The sequence below is a fragment of the Acidovorax sp. GW821-FHT09B03 genome (assembly GCF_059418305.1).
This window is the reverse complement of record NZ_JBWKPP010000011.1, coordinates 1-17,302: the sequence shown is the minus strand read 5'-3', so window position 1 is coordinate 17,302 and position 17,302 is coordinate 1. Positions and strand designations below refer to the sequence as shown.

The window sequence follows — 17,302 nt, the reverse complement described above, 5'->3', positions numbered from 1 at the left end:
GAGTTGATCAGGCAAGTCCTGCAGCCGCCAGGCCGCGCAAGGCGTGCCCAAAGGGCCGCAGGTCCAGGCGCTCCGGCAGATCGAGCACCTGCTGCGCCAGGGCCTCCCCCACGGCGGCCGAGTGCTTGAAGCCATGGCCCGAACAGGCCGAGGCCACGTGCACGCCCGGCCAGCCGGGCAGGCGGTCGATGACGAAGCCGTGGTCCGGGGTCACTGTGTACAGGCAGGCCCGCGCGTCCGTGCAGCGGGCGCCTGGGGCCTGAAAGCGCGGCAGCACATGGCGCTGGAGCATGGAATCCCGCTCGGCGTCGGCCACGACCCTGTCCACCGTATCGGGCGTGGTGGTCTCAAGGTACTGTGCGGTGGCCACCTTGAAGGCCGGCGCCTCTGCATCCGCGGTGGGAAAGCCGTAGATCGAATCGTCCGACCCATCGCGGAAGGTCCAGATGAAGACCGGGAAGGCGCCGGGCCCGAAGGCGGGCGTGGCGGCCCCCACGTCGAACCAGAACATCACCTGGCGGTACACCGCCAGTTGGGGCGCCCAGGCATGCCGCAGCTCCTGGCCCAGCAGGCCCGGGAGCCACGGGCCGGCCGCCAGCACCACCTGCCCGGCGCTGTAGTTGCCTTGGGTGGTTTCCACGCGCACATGTCCGCCTTCACGCGCGAGGCCGGTCACGCGCACCCCTGTCTGCACCGTGGCGCCATGTACCTGGGCCTGCTGCAGCTGGGCGCTGATGGCGGCCTCGGGCCGCACGAAGCCGGCGTCGCGCTCCCAGTAGGCGAACTCGTTGTCGTTGAGCTGGAACTGCGGGTAGCGCCGGCGCAGGTCGGCATGGTCCAGCACCTCGTGGTCTATGCCATGGCGGCGCGCGATCTCGATGGTGTTGTGCACGAAGTCGAGGCGGCGCCCCTGGTGCAGCGGCGCGCCATCGCGCGGCCCGAGCACCAGGCCGTGGGTGCGGGTGTAGATGGACTGGCCGGTGGCGGCCTCCAGCTCGTGCCAGATCTCGTGCGAGCGGCGCACCAGGGGCACGTATTCGTCGCCCTCCCCCACGGCCAGCCGCGTGATGCGGGTCTGGCCATGCGAGGAACCCAGGCTGTGCGGCGGCTGGAACTGGTCCAGCCCGAGCACATTCGCCCCACGCCGGGCCAATTGGTAGAGGGTGGCGGAGCCTACGGCCCCGAGGCCGATGACGATGGTGTCGAAATGATGGGGCATGCAGGCTCAGGCGAAGAGGCAAAGCGCCAGCTTAACGGCCAGGCCGCTCTCTTCCAACGCCGCATTTCGCATGAGCTCATGCCGAAACAAACCCGCCCCGCCCTTCAGCGGCGAACGCCCCTCACTGCGGCCAGACCTTGCCCTTGCTCACGAAGCTGCCGGTGCCGGTCTTGTAGCCGAAGTGGACCTGCACGTTGAATGCGCGCAGCTCGGCCTCGGTGAAGTCCAGCGAAGGCGTGAACTTGAGGCTGGCGGCGTTGCCCACCTGGCTGGCGAAAGCGATGCCCTCCAGGTCCGCCGGCACCTGGCTGGCCCAGCTGCCGTTGGCCAGGCGGAAGAACCAGGTATCCGCCTGGAACGACTGGCCGTTGGCCGGAATGAGTGCCGCAACCCAGGTGCTGATCTTCGGGCTGGCAGCCACGTCGGATGTCGCCTGCGCCAGGGTGATATCGAGCCGCAGCGGCTGGCCGGCAGCGGACACCACCGAGGTGGACACCGTGGCCGGGACCGGCAGGGTCGTCGCATTGTCTGGCGGGGTGACCGTGCCGGTGCCGCCGCCCGCGCTCGGTGCGTCCACCGGGTCGGGGTAGGCGCTGGTGGTCCAGACGATCTTGGCGTACCCGGCCGCATACTGGGCCATGTCCAGGTCGATGGCGCCCTGCACGTCGTACAGCGGGCTGCCGCTGAGCTGGCGCACGTAGAGCCAGTTGCCTTCCTTGGTGCTGCCCCGCTTGGCGTCGAGCTGGCCGCCCACGAAGCGCAGGGTGCCGCCCCCGTCGTGCACCACGAGTTGTTCACTGCGCTCGTTGACCAGGCGCGAGAACGCGCTGTCGATGCGCTCACCGGTCTGCGCGGCCTGGTACTCCGCGCCACTCAGGGCCGCCTCGCGCACCGGTGCCGAGCCATAGCGCAGCGCAAAGGCCGATTGCGTGCGCTGGGGCGCATAGCCCGAGAACATGAACGAGCGCGTGCCTGCGGGGATGAAGATCTTGAATTCCTTGTTCTGCAGCTGGTAGCCGGTGAACTCGGGCAGAGCCAGGGAGCCGCCGCCCGGAAAGGCGCAACCGCCTGTGGTGTAGCCAATGGCGCAGCCCGTGACACCTGTCGGCGCGTACTGCTGCTTGAAGCCGATCCTGGTATCGAACTTGTAGTTGTAGGAGCCGGCTGCCGGAGGCAGGGCTATCTTGAGCGCCGACTGGTGGAGCGAGACGAAGTTGGCAGCCTGGGCGAACGGGGTCACCGCAGCCAGCAATAAAACAGCGAGATACCGCATGGGACACATCCAAAAAAATAGACAGGAAACAAGGACAAAAAATAAAAAAACACGCCGCAAAAACAGCCTCTTGCAGGCCGCCGGGGGCATGCGTTGGCCCCCATCTCAAGCGTACCCGGGCGCCGCGCGGGCGATGGACGGAAAAGCAGGCGGGCGTGGCCGCTTATCCCGGCACGGCGCGCGTGCGGGCCCGGTGCAGCAGGGCCGCCGCCATCTCGCCGATCTCCTGGCCCATGAACAGCATGGCGCGCCAGTGCGCGGGAATGCCCTCGATGCCGTAGAAAGCCCCCGCCACCTGCCCGGTGATGGCGGCCGTGGTGTCGGCGTCGTCGCCCAGGTTGGCGGCGGCCAGCACGGCATCGGCAAACGAGCCGGTGGTGGCAAAGCACCACAGGGCCGCCTCCAGCGAGGCCACGCAGTAGCCGCTGCCCCGGATCGCCTCGCGCGGCTTGCCCAGGTAGGCGCCTGCCGCAATGGTCTGCACAGTCGGGCAGGCCAGGCCCGCCTGCGCCACGGACAGCACCTCCCGGCGGCCGGCCGGGCCCCGCGACGGATCTCCCTGGAGCGCATGGGCAATCACCTGCGCCAGCACGCTGCAGCACTCCACGGCCTCGGCCGCGCCGTGCGTGGTCTGCGAGCTGAGCCGCGCCTGGCGCACAACCGCCTGCATGTCGGGAAAGTAGCGCAGCACGACGGGCGCCAGCCGCATCAGCGAGCCGTTGCCGGCGGTCTGGGGATCGGTGGAGCCGGCCATCGGCTCGCCGTTGGCCATGAAGCGCGACAGCGCATCGCGCACGGTGATGCCGATGTCGAAGCAGGTGCCGGTCGGGCTGGGATCGCCCCGGCGCCACCAGTGCACATAGCGGTTCATCTGGTCTTCGGCATCGAAGCCGCCGCGGTGCAGCAGGCTCTGCCCCAGGCAGATGGCCATGGAGGTATCGTCCGTCCACTGGCCCGGCGCCAGGCCAAACGGCCCCCCGCCCACCATGTCGGCGATGGGTTCGAAGCTGCCACGCGGGCGGAACTCCAGCGTGGTGCCCACGGCATCGCCGCAGGCCAGGCCGACGAAACAGCCGCGGTAGCGGCCTTCCAGGTCCTTGTTGAAATGGGCTGCCATGGGTCCTCCGACTTAGTTTAATTGATAAACTTATGATAGTTTCATTAAAATACTAAGTCAAGCCACCGCCACGGAGAACGCCATGCCCAAGACCCCTGCAGAAACCTTGTTCCCGCCCGTCATCTGCACCGTGGACGTGGTGCTCATGGCGCTCCGGGACGATGCCCTGCACGTCGTGCTGCTCGAACGCAAGAACCCGCCTTTTGCCGGCGCACTGGCCCTGCCGGGCGGCTATATCCACGCGCAGGAGGACAACACAGCCTGGCATGCGGCGGCGCGCGTGCTGCGCGACAAGACCGGCATCGTGAGCCCCTACCTCGAACAACTGGCCACCTACTCCGGCGCCGACCGGGATCCGCGCGGCTGGTCGGTCTCCGTCGTCTACTACGCGCTGGTGCCGGCAGAGCTGCTGCCCGCCGACCGCGAGGGGCTCACCCTGGCGCCGGTGGCCGCACTGCCAGCCCTGCCCTTCGACCACCGGGAGATCGTCACGCTGGCGGTGGAGCGCGTGCGCGCCAAGAGCCAGTACTCGTCGCTGCCGGTCTACCTGTGCGGCGAGCGCATCACCTTGCCGCGCCTGCAGGCGGTGTACGAGGCGGTGCTGGGCGAACCCATCAACAAGGTGAGCTTTCGGCGCAAGATCGACGAGCTGGACATGCTCGAACCCATCGCGGGCGCGCAGGAGACCGGTGGAGCGCACCGGCCGGCGCAGCTCTACCGCCTGCGCGATGCCTACCGGCGCGCGCTGTCGGTGGTGCAGCGCGGCATCAACTCCTGAATCAGGCGTGCAGCCACCGCGCATGCAGCCAGCGCGCGCAGTGGTCCAGCAGGTAGCCAAGGGCGCCGATCAGCACGATGGCGGCCATGAGCTCCGAGTACGCCAGGCGATCACGCGTGTCCAGGATGAAATAGCCCAGGCCGGCGGAGACGCCGAGCATTTCGGCAGGCACGAGCACGATCCACAGGATGCCGATGGCAGTGCGCACGCCGGTCAGGATGTGCGCGGTGATGCCGGGCAGGATGACGCGCAGCACCGTTTCGCGCCGGGTGGCGCAGACGCTGCGGGCCAGCAGCAGCCAGTGCGGGTCGAGCTGGGCCACGCCTGCCGAGGTGTTCAGCAAGATCGGCCACACGGCGGCGAAGGCGAGCAGGAAGTACACCGGCGCATCGCCCACACCCAGTACCATGACGGCGATGGGCATCCACGACAGCGGCGAGATCATGCGCAGGAACTGGAACACCGGCGTGGTGGCCTGCGCGAACAGCCGCCACACCCCGGTGAGGATGCCCAGGGGCACGCCCACCGCCACGGCCAGCAGCAGGCCCACGGCCACGCGCTTCAGGCTCAGCCATGCGTGGTGCCAGATGTCGGGGCCGGTCACCAGGTGCCACAGCGCCTCCAGCGAGGGCAGCGGCGCGAAGGCGGCGGCGATGGGAGTGCGCCGGGTCAGCAGCAGGCTGCCCACCCACCACAGCACCGCGACCAGCGCGATGCCGACCAGGGGCAGCACGAACCTGCGCAGGCGGGCCTCCACGGCGCTCAGGCGATCAGGGTTTCGCGCCGCGTGTAGTCGGCCGGCACGCCGAACACGCCGGGCCCACCCACGCTGTCGATGGCCTTGCGCACGAAGCGCGTGTCCACCAGGTCCTGCGCGACGAACTTCGGGTCGAGCCTGTCGAGGAAGCTGGTGTCGCCCTCGACCTTGGTGGCCTTGATGGAGCGCACGAGCTGCTCGGTGTACGAGGCGTAGGGGTACGGCTGGAAGTCGATGCGCCGCTGGTGCCAGCCCTTGTTGCGCACGATGCCCTTGGCCTCGTAGTCGGCATAGTCGGTGGCGGCCAGCACCTTGGCCAGCGTGCGCGCCGGGTGCGGCGTGTAGCGGCGCTCGCCTGTACTGGACAGCAGCGACGCGGTCTCCAGCCGGTTGTCGCGCGTCCACAGCTGCCCTTGCACGATGGCGTTGGTGACGCGCTGCGACCACTCGGGCCGCTCGGCCAGGTCGCGCTCGGCCAGGAAGGTGACGCAGCAGGCGTGGTCCTTCCACACATCACCGGAGAAGCGCAGGATCTTGCCCACGCCGGCCAGCTCGGCGGCGGCGTTGAAAGGCTCGGCCACGATGAAGCCGGCAATGGCCTTGGAGGCCAGGGCCGAGACCATTTCCGCCTGGGCCAGCACAACCAGGTTCACCTCCTTGGGGCCTATGGCGGCTTCGCGCGCACGCGTCACGGCCGTGAGCCCTTCCTTGCGCAGCACGTCTTGCAGCAGGATGTTGTGCACCGAGTACCAGAACGGCACCGCCACCGTCTTGCCGCCCAGCTCGGCGATGCTGTTCACCTCCGGCAGCACCGTGAGCGCGGAGCCGTTGATGTGGTTCCAGGCCACGATCTTGGCCGGGAACTTGGAGCCGTAGCGCACCCACAGCGTGGCGGGCGTGAGCAGGTGGATGACGTTGACCTGGCCCGAGACGAAGGCCTCGACGATCTGCGCCCACGAGCGAAAGAGCCGGGGCGCCTCGGCCTTGAGGCCCTGCTTCTCGAACAGGCCCCGGCCGTGGGCCACCAGCAGCGGCGTGGCATCGGTGATGGGCAGGTAGCCGATCTTCACAGGCTGGTCGTCGCCCTTGAAGGCCTGGGCGCGCGCATCGTTGGCGAACAGCAGCGGCGCGGCGATGCCGCTGGTGGCCAGGGCGCCCAGGCGCAGCATGTCGCGGCGCGTCAGGCCGCAGTCGCAGTGGCTCGATGCACAGATGTGCGGGGCTGCGGGCGGTCGCGCGGTGGTGCTCTCGGTCATAGTGATCGGCTCTTTCAAGGATGGTTCGTTCGTTCAGGGTGAGGGGGTGGGGTCGGCCTGCCGGGCAGCGTGCAGCGCGCCCAGGATCTGCAGCCGCAGGGCGCCGGCCTCGGGCGAATCGGCCCTGCGTGGGCGGGCGATGTCCACCCGCCACTCGCGCACGATGCGGCCGGGCCGCGCGCCCATGAGCACGATGCGGTCGCCCACCAGCAGTGCTTCGTCGATGTCGTGCGTGACCAGCAGCGCGGCGGTCTGCCAGCGGTGCACCAGGTCCACCAGCAGCTGCTGCATTTCGGCCCGGGTGATCGCGTCCAGCGCGGAAAAAGGTTCGTCGGCCAGCAGCAGCACCGGCTCGCGCACCAGGGCCCGGGCCAGCGCCACGCGCTGCGCCATGCCGCCCGACAGCTGCGCCGGGAACAGCCGACCCTGGCCCTGCAGCCCCACGGCGGCCAGCGCCTCGTCCACCCGCTGGCGCAGGGCGCTGCGGGTGATGGCACTCTGGTGCGCGAAGTCGAGGCCAAAGCCCACGTTGCGCTCGGCGTTGAGCCAGGGCAGCAGGGCCGGCTGCTGGAAGACCAGCGCTGCACGTGGGTGCGGGCGCAGATGCGGCGCGCCCATGAAGTGCAGCTCGCCGGCGGTGTGAGCCGCGTCCGCAGGCGCCTCCAGCCGGGCCAGCACGCGCAGCAGGGTCGACTTGCCGCAGCCGCTGCCGCCCAGCAGGCAGACGATTTCGCGCTGCCCCACGGACAGCGACACGTCGGAAAAGACCGCTTCGCCCGGGGCCTGCGCGTAGCGAAAGCCCAGGCCCTGGGCCTGCACCACGGGCGTGTCCACGGCGGTGGCAGTGGTCCCGGTCACGCCGCAGTGGCCGCAAAGGCCTGGGGCAGCGTTGCAGGAGTGGCTGCGGCATCGGCCTGTTGCTGCTGCTGCGCCCGCCGCGCCAGCTCGCCGCGCAGCTGCGTGACGCTGGGCGTGACGATGGGGATGAAGGCCGCCTCGCGCCAGTGGCGCGCGAAGCTCAGCGCCAGGTCGCGGTGGTAGGCCCGCCCGCCGCTGGCCTGCAGCTCGAGCTGCACCGCCTGCTGCACAGTGTCGGCCAGGTCCAGCCGCAGCTGGAACAGCAGCGCCGGGTGATCCAGAAAGCGCCCGCTGGCCAGGCCCTCGCGCAGCGCGGCCACGCTGGCATCGAGTCGCGCGCGCAGGGTTTGCAGCGGCTCGTCGAGCACGCTGCGCCCGGCACGGCCCCCGCCGGCCGCCTGGGCTGCCGTGGCCAGCGCCGCGCGCGCCAGGCCGATGGACAGCCCGCATTGCAGCCCCAGGAAGGCCGGGCGCACGCGCGGCAGGAAGACGTTGGCATTGTCGTGCAGCAGGTCGTCGGGCGAGACCTCCACCGCCGTGATGGCCAGCGACGCCGTGTTGCTGCCGCGCAGGGCGATCAGGTCCAGGTCGGCGCTGCGCACCAGACCAGCCCGGCCCGAGGGCAGCGCCGTGACCAGCGGCGGCCCATCGCTGCGGGCCACCACCGCCGCCGCCACGAAGCCCTCGGGCCGCAGGTTGGTGCACCAGGGCACGCTGCCGTCGAGCAGCCAGCCACCGGCCGTGGCCGTCGCCTGGATGCCCAGCGACTCGATGCCGCCCAGGTATTTCATGGCGTTGGACAGGCCGGTGGCACCTGCGTGCTCACCCGCGATGAGCGCCGGCAGCCAGCGCTTGCGCAGTGCTGCATTGGGCGATTGCAGCAGGTACTCGATGAACGCGCGGTGGCCCCAGAAGGCGAAGGCCGCCGTCAGCGAGTGGCCAGCCACCTTGGCAATCGACTCGACGGCGTCCCACAGCGGCCCGCCCTGGCCATCGGCCCCAAACGCCCCGGCCCTGGCCAGGCGCGGCACGACTTCGGCTGCCAGGGTGCTGTCCTGGTCCAGGGCCTGCGCGTTGTCGGCAAACCAGGCGCTGTGTGCCTCATGCAGCATGGGGTGCCACCTGTGTGCTGGGGGCCTGCAGGTTGCCCGGCAGGTAGGGCTGCAGCTGGGGGTTGACGGGGCTTTGCGCCAGGCTGTTGGCAAAGTTGCACAGGGTGGCCAGGCTGACGCCCAGCACCACTTCCAGCGCCTGCTGCTGCGTGAAGCCGCCCGCGCCCAGGAAGGCGGCGAGCGCGGCGTCGGGCACCGCGCCGCGCTTGGCGATCACGGCTTCGGCGAAAACACGCACGGCATCGAGGCGGGCGTCGCCGGTGGCCTGGCCGGCCTGCAGGGCCTGCACCTGCTCCACCGCAAGCCCCGCCTGCTTGAGCGCCACGGCCGTGTGCCCGGCCACGCAGAAGTCGCAGCCGTGGATGCGCGCCGCGGTGATCTGCACCACCTCGCGCTCGGCCAGCGTGAGCGTGCCGCGCGCATTGATCCTGGCGACGCTGAGGTAGGTCTCCAGCGCCTCGGGCGAGTTGGCCAGGATGCCGATGAGGTTGGGCAGAAAACCGTTGTTGGCCAGGGCCCGCGCCACGAAGGGGCGGCTGCCCTCGGGGGCGGAGGCTTCGGTGTGCAATGTGAGGCGGGTGGGCATGGCAGCGGGGTGTTTGCAGGGGTGGCGTGAAGGGGAGCGGAACGCGATGGGAGTCGAGGCTGGATTCTTGCCGTGCGGCGCCGCGCGCTCAATGACCGAAGGTCGCGGCTTTATGCCTGTTCGTGCACGGCGTCGGCTGTGGTGGTGGCGGCTGCACCCCGCGGGTCGCGCGAACGCGCGCGCTGCCAGGCACCCGGCTGCTCGCCGATCACCCGCTTGAAGGCGCGCGAGAACGCGGCATACGACTCGTAGCCCACCGCCTCGGCGGCGCGGCCGATGGACTCGCCCTGCTCGAGCTGGCGCGCGGCCACCTGCATCCGGAGCAGCAGCAGGAATTGCAACGGCGAGCGCCCGCAGGCCTCGCCGAACTGGCGAAAGAACGCGGCCCGCGAGAGGTGCACGCGGCGCGCCTGTCGTCCACCGACCAGGGGTGCGCTGGGGCCTGCAGCATGTCGGCCACCAGCCCGGCAAAGCCCGGCCGGCGCAGCAGCAGCCACAGGCCGCGCGCGCCGGGGTCGCTCTGCGCCACGTGCCGGAAAGCGTAGAAGAACAGCAGGCCGGTGAGCCGGTCCATCACGGCCGAGGGCTCGGTGCCGGTACGGCGCGCCTCCAGCAGCATCAGGTCGAACAGCGAAGCGGCGGCGGCCATGGAGGCGTCCGAGCCGCGCAGCACCAGCGACTCGGGCACCACATCGGCCACCAGTGTGCGCAACGGCCCCTCGAACGAGAAGAAGCCGCAGGCCAGCGCCGTGGCCCCCAGGGTCGGGCCCGCAGCCAGCGCCTGCATGGCCACCGGCCGGCAGTCGATGCCGGGGTCGGAATAAGGTGACAGGAAATGCGGCACGTCACGCATCAGGAACACGCCGTCGCGCGGCATCAGCGCCACCGATGCGCGCCCCGGCATGTGCAGCCAGCAGCGCCCCTCCAGGATCAGGTGGAAGCTGGCCTGCGCATGCCCTGCGGTGGACGCCTTCCAGCGCCCGCAGTACTGCCCCACATGGAACAGCTGGGCGCCCCAATCCAGGCCGTCGAGCAGCCAGCCCACCACCCGGTCCAGCTGCAGGGTGTCGGCATCGCCCGTGCCCCCGCCCTGCGGGGCGTGCACGCCGATGGATGCTTGTTGTTGTCGTCGAACCGTGGCCATGGGCTGAGTCTGGCGCCCAGCGGCCCGTGCGGCAACGAACGAATCATTCTGAACTTATGAGAAAGCTGGCCTTGGCCCGCACCCGCTGCATGCGCAACTTCATGTGGGCGGCAGCACCGCCCTACTCCAGCGGCGTGCCCGTGGCGCGCACCGCCTTCTCCACGGCCTCGCGCTGCAGCGTGGGCGCAAAGGTCTCGATGAAGCTGTAGGCATAGCCGCGCAGCCAGGTGCCCTTGCGCACGGCCAGGCGGGTGACGTTGACCTCGAACAGGTGGCGCGCGTCGAGCATGCGCAGCTGGCGGTCGCGCTCGGGGTCGACCGCGATGGAGGCCACGATGCCCACGCCCATGCCCAACTCCACATAGGTCTTGATCACGTCGGCATCCATGGCCGAGAGCACCACGTCCGGGCGCAGGCCTTCGCGCGCAAAGGCCTCGTCGATGTGGGCCCGGCCGGTGTAGCCCAGCTCGTAGGTGATGATGGGGTACTCGGTGAGCTGCTGCAGCGTCACCGGCTCGGTCAATTCCAGCAGCGGGTGGTCGGGCGGCACGACGATGCTGTGCGTCCAGCGGTAGCACGGCAGGGTGACCAGCGCGTCGTAGTGCGCCAGCGCCTCGGTGGCCACGCCGATGTCGGCCTCGCCGCTGAGCAGCATCTCGGCCACCTGCTTGGGCGAGCCCTGGTGCAGGTGCAGCGAGACCTGCGGGAACATGGCGCGGAAGTCGCGCACCACCTGCGGCAGCGCATAGCGCGCCTGCGAGTGGGTGGCCGCGATCGACAGGCGCCCTTCATGGCTGGCGCTGTAGTCCTGCCCCGCGCGGCGCAGGTTGTCGGCGTCGTGCAGCAGGCGCTCCACGATGGGCAGCACGGCCTCGCCCGGCGGGGTGAGGCCCGTGAGGCGCTTGCCTGCGCGCACGAAGATCTCGATGCCCAACTCTTCCTCGAGCTCGCGGATCTGGCGGCTCACGCCCGGCTGCGAGGTGTAGAGGATGGAGGCGACTTCGGTCAGGTTGAAGCCGCTGCGCACGGTCTCGCGCACGGACCGCAGTTGCTGGAAGTTCATGGAGTGTCTCTGTAGTTCGTGTCGGCAGGCGGATGGAACGGGCGACCCCGGCGATGGAGTCGCCAATGAAAAAAGGCGGCACAGGCCGCCCCTTTGCTCACCAGGATCAGAAGCCTGGCAGCACCGATCCCTTGAACTCGGTCTGGATGAACTTGCGCACTTCCTCCGAGTGGTAGGCCTTCACCAGCTTGGCCACCCAGGGCTTGTCCTTGTCGGCTTCGCGCACGGCGATCAGGTTGACGTAGGGGCTCTTGGCGTTCTCTTGCGCAATCGCATCCTTGCCTGGGTTCAGGCCGGCGGAGAGCGCGAAGTTGGTGTTGATGGCCGAGGCGTCCAGGTCGTCGAGCGAACGGGGCAGTTGGGCGGCATCGAGTTCCACGAACTTGATCTTCTTGGGGTTGCTCACCACGTCCAGCGGCGTGGCCTTGAGGTCGGAGCCTTCACGCAGCTTGATCAGACCCTTGTCCTGCAGCACCAGCAGCACGCGGCCGCCGTTGGTCGGGTCGTTGGGGATGCCGAACTTGGCGCCTTCCTTGAGGTCCTCGAGCTTCTTGACCTTCTTGGAGTACAGGCCGATCGGGAAGTTGACGGTGTAGCCCACGGGCACGATCTTGTAGCCACGGTCCTTGACTTGGTTGTCCAGGTAGGGCTTGTGCTGGTAGCTGTTGGCATCGAGGTCGCCCGAGGCCAGGGCGGCGTTGGGCTGCACATAGTCGCTGAACTCGACGACCTGGATCTTCAGGCCGTCCTTCTCGGCGACCTTCTTGACCACTTCGAAGATCTGCGCGTGGGGGCCGCCCGTCACGCCGATCTTCAGGGGCTTGTCCTGCGCCATGGCGCCCGTGGCAAAACCAGTGGCGAGGGCCAGGGCAAGAGCGGACTGCAGGAGGGAGCGCTTATTCACGGAAAACACCTTTCGTTATGAGATGTTTCCACTATAGGGTTTGCCCTTTAAAACTCAAAAGAATAACTTTTAATTACCTTAGGTTCAATTGATATAAAGAAGTCAAGCAAGTGTCAACCACGCAAGGCCACGTTGTTGAGCTTGTCCAGCCGCTCGGGCCAGGTGCCCTCGGTGGCCGACTGCAGCAGGATGCGTGTCCACGCCACCCAGGCATCCCACTGCACGCGCTTGTCCCAGGAGTTGCCCCAGGCGCTGAACTGCTGCAGCGCGCTGGAGGCCGCGGCGGCGGCCTCCGCATCGCGGCCGGCAGACAGGTACAGCTGGGCCAGCACCATCTGCGGCTCGCCCACCCAGGGGTTGTGGCGCACGGCGCTCTCCAGCACGGCGGTGGCCACGTCAAGGTCGGCCAGGGGCTGGTCCTGCTGGATCACTGACCAGTACAGCGAGGTGGCCGCCGCTTCGTCGGTGGCCGACAGCTCGGCCGTGCAGCCGTTGAACACGGGCGGCATGGGCAGCAAGCCCTTGAGGCCCGGGTGCTGCAGCGCCAGGCCCAGCGCATTGATCTGGCTGACCATGCGGCCACTGGGGCGCATGGGGCCCGGCCACAGCGAGGCCGCCCAGTGCACGGCCTGCGGCCGCTGCTGCAGCGTGGGAAAGCGCGAGTAGATGTCGTCCTGCCAGCTGAACCACTGCTCGATGGTGTCGGCCATGCTCACGATGATGAAGGCCGCCACCTCGTAGGGCGTGAGCGTGTGGGGCTTGCCGTCCTTCTCCAGCACCAGGCTGCCGTCGGCTTCGAATGCGCCGGCCAGCACGCGTTGCACGAACTGCGTGCGCGACTGGGTGCAGAACAGGTAGACCAGGTGCTCGGCCGAATCGCCAGCTATCTCGCGCACGCGGGCGCGTTCCTTGGCGGGGTCGAACTTCACCAGGTCCACGAAGGCATTGCCGTACACGCTGTGCAAGAGGCCCAGGAGGCGCACGTCGCGCGGCTGCTGCCACATGGCCAGCGAGCGTGCCACACCCACCAGGTGGTGGCGGAAGGTGCCGGCCTTGTGCCAGTCCTGCCCCACATTGCGCGCCAGCACGGTGGGCAGCACGGGGGCCAGGTCGGCGTCGCGGGCCAGCCATTCCTCGTCGAGCAGGGGCAAGGCGCGGGCCAGCAGGTCGGCATCGAGCGGTTGCAGTGGCAGCGGCGTCGTCGTCACGGTGTCTCCTTATAGGTATGTCTTGTACCCAAGTATCGCCGCGAAGGCATGTTTGCACATCAATCCAGCATACTGGAATAAAAATCTATTAAACTGGAATCATGGACATCCACACCCGCATTGCCACGCGTTTGCGCGAACTGCGCGACGTGCGCGGCTACTCCCTCGAAGCGCTGGCTGAGCGCAGCGGCGTGAGCCGCTCCAACATCTCGCTGATCGAGCGCGGCCAGAGCAGCCCCACGGCAGCCGTGCTCGACAAACTGGCCATCGGCCTGGGCGTGGCGCTGGCCTCGTTCTTCGATGATGGCATCCCGGGCGCGGAACCGCCTTCCCCCGTGATCCGCGCCGGCGACCAGCCGGTATGGCAGGACCCGGCCTCGGGCTATGTGCGCCGCCGGCTGTCGCCCCCGGCGCCATCGCCGCTGCAGTTGGTGGAGGTGGTCTTCCCCGCGGGCCAGCGCGTGGCGCTGGACTCGGCCGTGCACGACGCCGACATCCACCAGCAGGTCTGGCTCGTCGAAGGCGCCATGGACCTCACCGTGGGCGAGACCACCTGGCACCTCAAGGCCGGCGACTGCCTGGCCATGCGCCTGAACCAGCCCATCGTGTTCCACAACCCCACGGGGCAGGACGCGCGCTACCTGGTGGCGCTGGCCACCCTGCCCTCCACCCCCATCCCCACCCGGAGAAACCCATGAATGCCACCACCGACACCACGCCCACCATCACCGTGCGCCGCCTGGGCGCCAACGAAGCCGCTGCCAGCGCGCAGGCCCTGGCCGAGGTGCTGATCGACTGCGTGCACGGTGGCGCGTCGGTGAGCTTCATGGCGCCCCTGCCGCAGAACAAGGCCCTGGCCTTCTGGCGCGGCGTGGCCGAGGGTGTGGCGCAGGGCGAGCGCGTGCTGCTGGTGGCCGAGGATGCGGCAGAGGGCATCGTGGGCACCGTGCAGCTCATCACCGCCATGCCCGACAACCAGCCCCACCGGGCCGACGTGGCCAAGATGCTGGTGCACCGCAAGGCGCGCCGCCGGGGCGTGGCCCAGCGCCTGATGGCCGCGCTCGACGATGCCGCGCGCAGCGAGGGCAAGAGCGTGCTGGTGCTGGACACGGTGACCGGCGGCGATGCCGAGCGCCTGTACGAGCGCGCTGGCTGGCAGCGCGTGGGCGCGGTGCCGCGCTACGCACTGATGCCCGACGGTGCCTTCTGCGGCACCACCTTTTTCTTCAAGCAGCTTTGACGCCACGCGCCGCCAGGCCCTGCAGCGCATCCAGCACTGCGCGCGTGGCTGCGCCGTGCGCCTGGTCGGTGCGGTAGGCCAGGCCCAGTTCGCGCAGTAGCGGCGGGTGCAGCGGGCGCACCTGCAGGCCGGCGTTGTCGGGATCGCCACTCCGTACGTCGGGCTGCTCCAGCGGCAGCAGGGCCGCGCCCTGCCCTGCGGCCACCAGGCTGCGCAACGCCAGCGGGTGGTTGAGCTCCATGCGCGGGCGCCCGTGCAGCCCTGCCTGGGCGAACCAGGCCGCGATCAAGCGGTGCATCTGCGTGGCCGGGCCGAACGACATCCAGGGGTGCTCGGCCAGCCATTCGCCCGTGATGCGCCGGGGCGCCTTCCAGCCCGGCGGCAGCAGCGCCACCATGGGGTCGCTGCGCCAGTGCAGCACCTGTACCTGGCCGGTGGCGGCCTGCGGCAGGGCGACGATGGCCAGGTCCAGCGTGCCCGCCGCCAGGCGCGCCATGGCCTCGGCAGAGCCGAGCACATCGAGCCGCACGTCCACCCCCGGGCTCTGGAGGGCCAGCGTGTCCACCAGGCGCGGCAACAGGTGCGGGCTGACGCCCGCCGTGGTGCCCAGCCGCACCAGGCCTTCGAGGCCCTGGGCGCGGCGGCGCACCTGCTCCAGCACTTCGTCGGCCCCGGCCAGGAGGCGACGGCCGCCAGCCACCAGGGCCTCGCCCGCAGGCGTCAGGCCGGCCTGCCGGCGCCCGCGCACCACCAGTTGCGCCCCCAGGCGCGACTCCAGTTCGCTGATGTGCAGGCTCACCGTGGGCGGCGCCAGGTGCAGCGCCTGCGCCGCGGCCGCCAGGGTGCCCAGGTCGGCAATGGCCACCAGGGTCTGCACCTGGTCGAGGTTGAGGTTACGCATCAGAAATCCTGAATCGAGCAGTCATTGAATTCAACTTTACAGATGTCTGGGCGCGCAACACCATCTCCGGATGCTTACCAACGACGTTTTTTTCATCGTGCTGCTGTCCGCCGCCCTCAATGCCGGCTGGAACAGCGCCATCAAGATCGGCGGCGACCGCATCACCGCCATGGCCATCACCACGCTGTTCGGCAGCGCGCTGTCGCTGCTGGTCCTGCCTTGGGTGGACTTGCCCGGCGCCGCGGCCTGGGCGCTGCTGGGCTTGTCGATTGCCATCCACACTGCCTACCACTTCGCGCTGCCGCTGGCCTACAACCACGGCGACCTGGGGCAGGTGTACCCCATCGCGCGCGGCTCTGCGCCGGTGATGGTGATGCTCGGCGGCGCCCTGTTCGCGGGGGAATGGCCCGGGCCTGGCGCCCTGGTGGGCGTGCTGTGCCTGTGCGCCGGGGTGCTGTCGCTGGCGCTGCTCAAGACACCCAAGGGCGGTGGCACCAGCAGCAGTCGAAAAGCGGTGGGTTACGCCTTGCTCACCGGCGCGCTGATCGCGGCCTACACGGTGGTGGATGCGCTCGGCGCCCGGCAGTCCGGCACGGCCATCGGTTTCGCGGTGCTGATCACGCTGGGCGACGGCATTGCCACAGCGCTCATCGTGCTGGGGTGGAAGGGGCGGCGCGCCTTCGTGGTGGACCGCCGTGCCCTGTGGCTGTGCGCTGCCGCGGGCACCATGCAGATGGGCGCCTACTGGACCGCCGTGTGGGCCCTGGCCCGCGCGCCCATGGGCCAGGTATCGGCCCTGCGCGAGACCAGCGTGCTGTTGGTGGCGCTGGTCTCGGCCTGGCTGCTCAAGGAGCGCGTGGGGCCGGGCCGCATCGCGGCAGCGGTGCTGGTGTTCGCAGGCATCGCGGGCATCCGGCTGGGCGCGTGACACAGGGCTGTCGGTGGCGGTTGGTATAAATGGCCATGTCTTTCGCATTGCCCCTGGCCACCCCTGCTCCCGGCGATCTCGCCAGCCCCGAGAACCCTATCCTCGTCCGCACCCTCGAAGAGCGCGCCTTCAACGCCTGGCCCGCACGCCAGAGCGTGCTGCATGGCGGCTGGGTGTTCCGTCTGTCGGGTGGCTTCACCAAGCGCGCCAATTCGGTGAATGCCGTCGAGGCCGGCGCGTCGTTCACCGGTGTGCGCGCTGCGGCCGAGGCGCTGTATGCACGCCACGGCCTGCCGCCCGTGTTCCGCATGTCCCCCCTGGCGCACCCCGACGCCGACCGGGAACTCGCCGACGCCGGCTACACGCATTTCGACCCTTCGCTGGTGATGGCATCCGCCGGGCTGGACGCGGCTCAGGCCCATGCCGACGTGCAGATCAACGCCACGCCTTCGGCCACCTGGCTCGATGGCTTTGCCGCGGCCAATGGGGTGCGTGCGCAATACCATGCCATCCACCACGGCATGGTGTATGCCATCGCCCTGCCCTGTGCATTTGCGAGCCTGCGCGACGGCTCGGGCCGGACCATCGGCTTCGGCCTGGCGGTGCTGGAGCGCGGGGCCATCGGGCTTTATGACATCGTGGTCGACCCGGAGTTGCGCGGGCTGGGGCATGGACGCGCGTTGGTGTGTGCGCTGCTGCAGTGGGGGCGTGAAGCGGGTGCTGTGTCGGCCTATCTGCAGGTGCGGGCGGTCAATGAGGTGGCTCAGCGGTTGTATGCGGGGTTGGGGTTTGTGGAGGTGTATCAGTACCACTATCGGATTCCGCCGTTGAAGGTTTGATGGGGTGGTGATGGTTGCTCCGTGCCCTTTCATAGGGCGGAGGCCGGGGTGTGCGCCCGGCGGCGCACCTACCTTCTTTTGCTTCGCCAAAAGAAGGTAGGCCAAGAAAAGGCGACCCC

The 17,302-nt window shown here is 69.5% G+C and carries 18 protein-coding genes and 1 pseudogene; 5 read left to right on the top strand and 14 right to left on the bottom strand.

The annotated features are described in order from the left end of the window. Positions 1-7: 7 nt before the first annotated feature. From solA to AC07PA_RS19405, 3 genes are all read right to left on the bottom strand, one after another. A complete protein-coding gene (gene solA, locus AC07PA_RS19415; protein ID WP_494607239.1) occupies positions 8-1,219 on the bottom strand; it encodes an N-methyl-L-tryptophan oxidase in 1,212 nt (403 codons plus the stop codon). Positions 1,220-1,340: 121 nt separating this feature from the next. Beyond that, positions 1,341-2,492: a hypothetical protein gene (locus tag AC07PA_RS19410; protein ID WP_494607241.1), complete on the bottom strand. Its 1,152-nt coding sequence runs from the start codon at positions 2,490-2,492 to the stop codon at positions 1,341-1,343. 163 nt (positions 2,493-2,655) lie between these two features. Further along, on the bottom strand, positions 2,656-3,609 hold the full coding sequence (locus AC07PA_RS19405) for an ADP-ribosylglycohydrolase family protein (protein WP_494607243.1): 954 nt from the start codon (positions 3,607-3,609) through the stop codon (positions 2,656-2,658). An 82-nt stretch (positions 3,610-3,691) separates the two neighbouring features. On the opposite strand from AC07PA_RS19405, the gene AC07PA_RS19400 reads away from it, so the two are divergent. Further along, complete coding sequence (locus AC07PA_RS19400) at positions 3,692-4,387, top strand: NUDIX hydrolase (RefSeq protein ID WP_494607245.1); 696 nt, start codon at positions 3,692-3,694, stop codon at positions 4,385-4,387. Between the two features lies 1 nt (position 4,388). Here AC07PA_RS19400 and AC07PA_RS19395 read toward each other — a convergent pair whose 3' ends face one another. From AC07PA_RS19395 to AC07PA_RS19350, 10 genes and pseudogenes are all read right to left on the bottom strand, one after another. Next, positions 4,389-5,144 (bottom strand): ABC transporter permease, encoded by a 756-nt coding sequence (locus AC07PA_RS19395; protein ID WP_494607247.1) that lies wholly within the window; start codon positions 5,142-5,144, stop codon positions 4,389-4,391. 5 nt (positions 5,145-5,149) lie between these two features. Beyond that, positions 5,150-6,400, bottom strand: a complete 1,251-nt coding sequence (locus AC07PA_RS19390; protein ID WP_494607249.1) for an ABC transporter substrate-binding protein — start codon at positions 6,398-6,400, stop codon at positions 5,150-5,152. A 33-nt stretch (positions 6,401-6,433) separates the two neighbouring features. Continuing rightward, a complete protein-coding gene (locus tag AC07PA_RS19385) occupies positions 6,434-7,258 on the bottom strand; it encodes an ABC transporter ATP-binding protein (RefSeq protein WP_494607251.1) in 825 nt (274 codons plus the stop codon). Then, positions 7,255-8,370, bottom strand: a complete 1,116-nt coding sequence (locus tag AC07PA_RS19380; RefSeq protein ID WP_494607253.1) for an acyl-CoA dehydrogenase family protein — start codon at positions 8,368-8,370, stop codon at positions 7,255-7,257. Before AC07PA_RS19380 ends, AC07PA_RS19385 begins: the two co-directional genes overlap by 4 nt. Then, on the bottom strand, positions 8,360-8,956 hold the full coding sequence (locus tag AC07PA_RS19375) for a carboxymuconolactone decarboxylase family protein (protein ID WP_494607255.1): 597 nt from the start codon (positions 8,954-8,956) through the stop codon (positions 8,360-8,362). Before AC07PA_RS19375 ends, AC07PA_RS19380 begins: the two co-directional genes overlap by 11 nt. Before the next feature lie 110 nt (positions 8,957-9,066). Then, positions 9,067-9,357, bottom strand: a complete 291-nt coding sequence (locus AC07PA_RS19370; RefSeq protein ID WP_494655384.1) for a helix-turn-helix domain-containing protein — start codon at positions 9,355-9,357, stop codon at positions 9,067-9,069. Between the two features lie 182 nt (positions 9,358-9,539). Next, positions 9,540-10,100: pseudogene (locus AC07PA_RS19365) on the bottom strand (cupin domain-containing protein); the annotation flags it as partial. 121 nt (positions 10,101-10,221) lie between these two features. Beyond that, a complete protein-coding gene (locus tag AC07PA_RS19360; RefSeq protein WP_007857252.1) occupies positions 10,222-11,163 on the bottom strand; it encodes a CysB family HTH-type transcriptional regulator in 942 nt (313 codons plus the stop codon). A 106-nt stretch (positions 11,164-11,269) separates the two neighbouring features. After that, positions 11,270-12,067 carry a MetQ/NlpA family ABC transporter substrate-binding protein gene (locus tag AC07PA_RS19355; protein ID WP_007857251.1) on the bottom strand — a complete coding sequence of 266 codons (798 nt, stop codon included), beginning with the start codon at positions 12,065-12,067 and terminating at the stop codon, positions 11,270-11,272. A 113-nt stretch (positions 12,068-12,180) separates the two neighbouring features. Further along, a complete protein-coding gene (locus AC07PA_RS19350; RefSeq protein ID WP_494607258.1) occupies positions 12,181-13,275 on the bottom strand; it encodes a DUF6817 domain-containing protein in 1,095 nt (364 codons plus the stop codon). 101 nt (positions 13,276-13,376) lie between these two features. Between AC07PA_RS19350 and AC07PA_RS19345 the strand changes: the two genes are divergently transcribed. Both AC07PA_RS19345 and AC07PA_RS19340 read left to right on the top strand, forming a co-directional pair. Then, the gene (locus AC07PA_RS19345) at positions 13,377-13,973 is read left to right on the top strand and encodes a helix-turn-helix domain-containing protein (protein ID WP_494607260.1); all 597 of its coding nucleotides are present in this window, start codon (positions 13,377-13,379) and stop codon (positions 13,971-13,973) included. Then, positions 13,970-14,515 (top strand): GNAT family N-acetyltransferase, encoded by a 546-nt coding sequence (locus AC07PA_RS19340; protein ID WP_494607262.1) that lies wholly within the window; start codon positions 13,970-13,972, stop codon positions 14,513-14,515. The genes AC07PA_RS19345 and AC07PA_RS19340 overlap by 4 nt, the downstream gene beginning before the upstream one ends. Here AC07PA_RS19340 and AC07PA_RS19335 read toward each other — a convergent pair. Beyond that, positions 14,502-15,416 (bottom strand): LysR family transcriptional regulator, encoded by a 915-nt coding sequence (locus tag AC07PA_RS19335; protein WP_145699069.1) that lies wholly within the window; start codon positions 15,414-15,416, stop codon positions 14,502-14,504. The genes AC07PA_RS19340 and AC07PA_RS19335 overlap by 14 nt on opposite strands. A 70-nt stretch (positions 15,417-15,486) precedes the next feature. Between AC07PA_RS19335 and AC07PA_RS19330 the strand changes: the two genes are divergently transcribed. Together AC07PA_RS19330 and AC07PA_RS19325 are read left to right on the top strand one after the other, a co-directional pair. Then, entirely contained in the window at positions 15,487-16,344 is an 858-nt protein-coding gene (locus tag AC07PA_RS19330; protein WP_494607264.1) for an EamA family transporter, read from the top strand. A gap of 29 nt (positions 16,345-16,373) precedes the next feature. Continuing rightward, entirely contained in the window at positions 16,374-17,183 is an 810-nt protein-coding gene (locus AC07PA_RS19325) for a GNAT family N-acetyltransferase (protein ID WP_494607266.1), read from the top strand. Positions 17,184-17,302 lie beyond the last annotated feature (119 nt).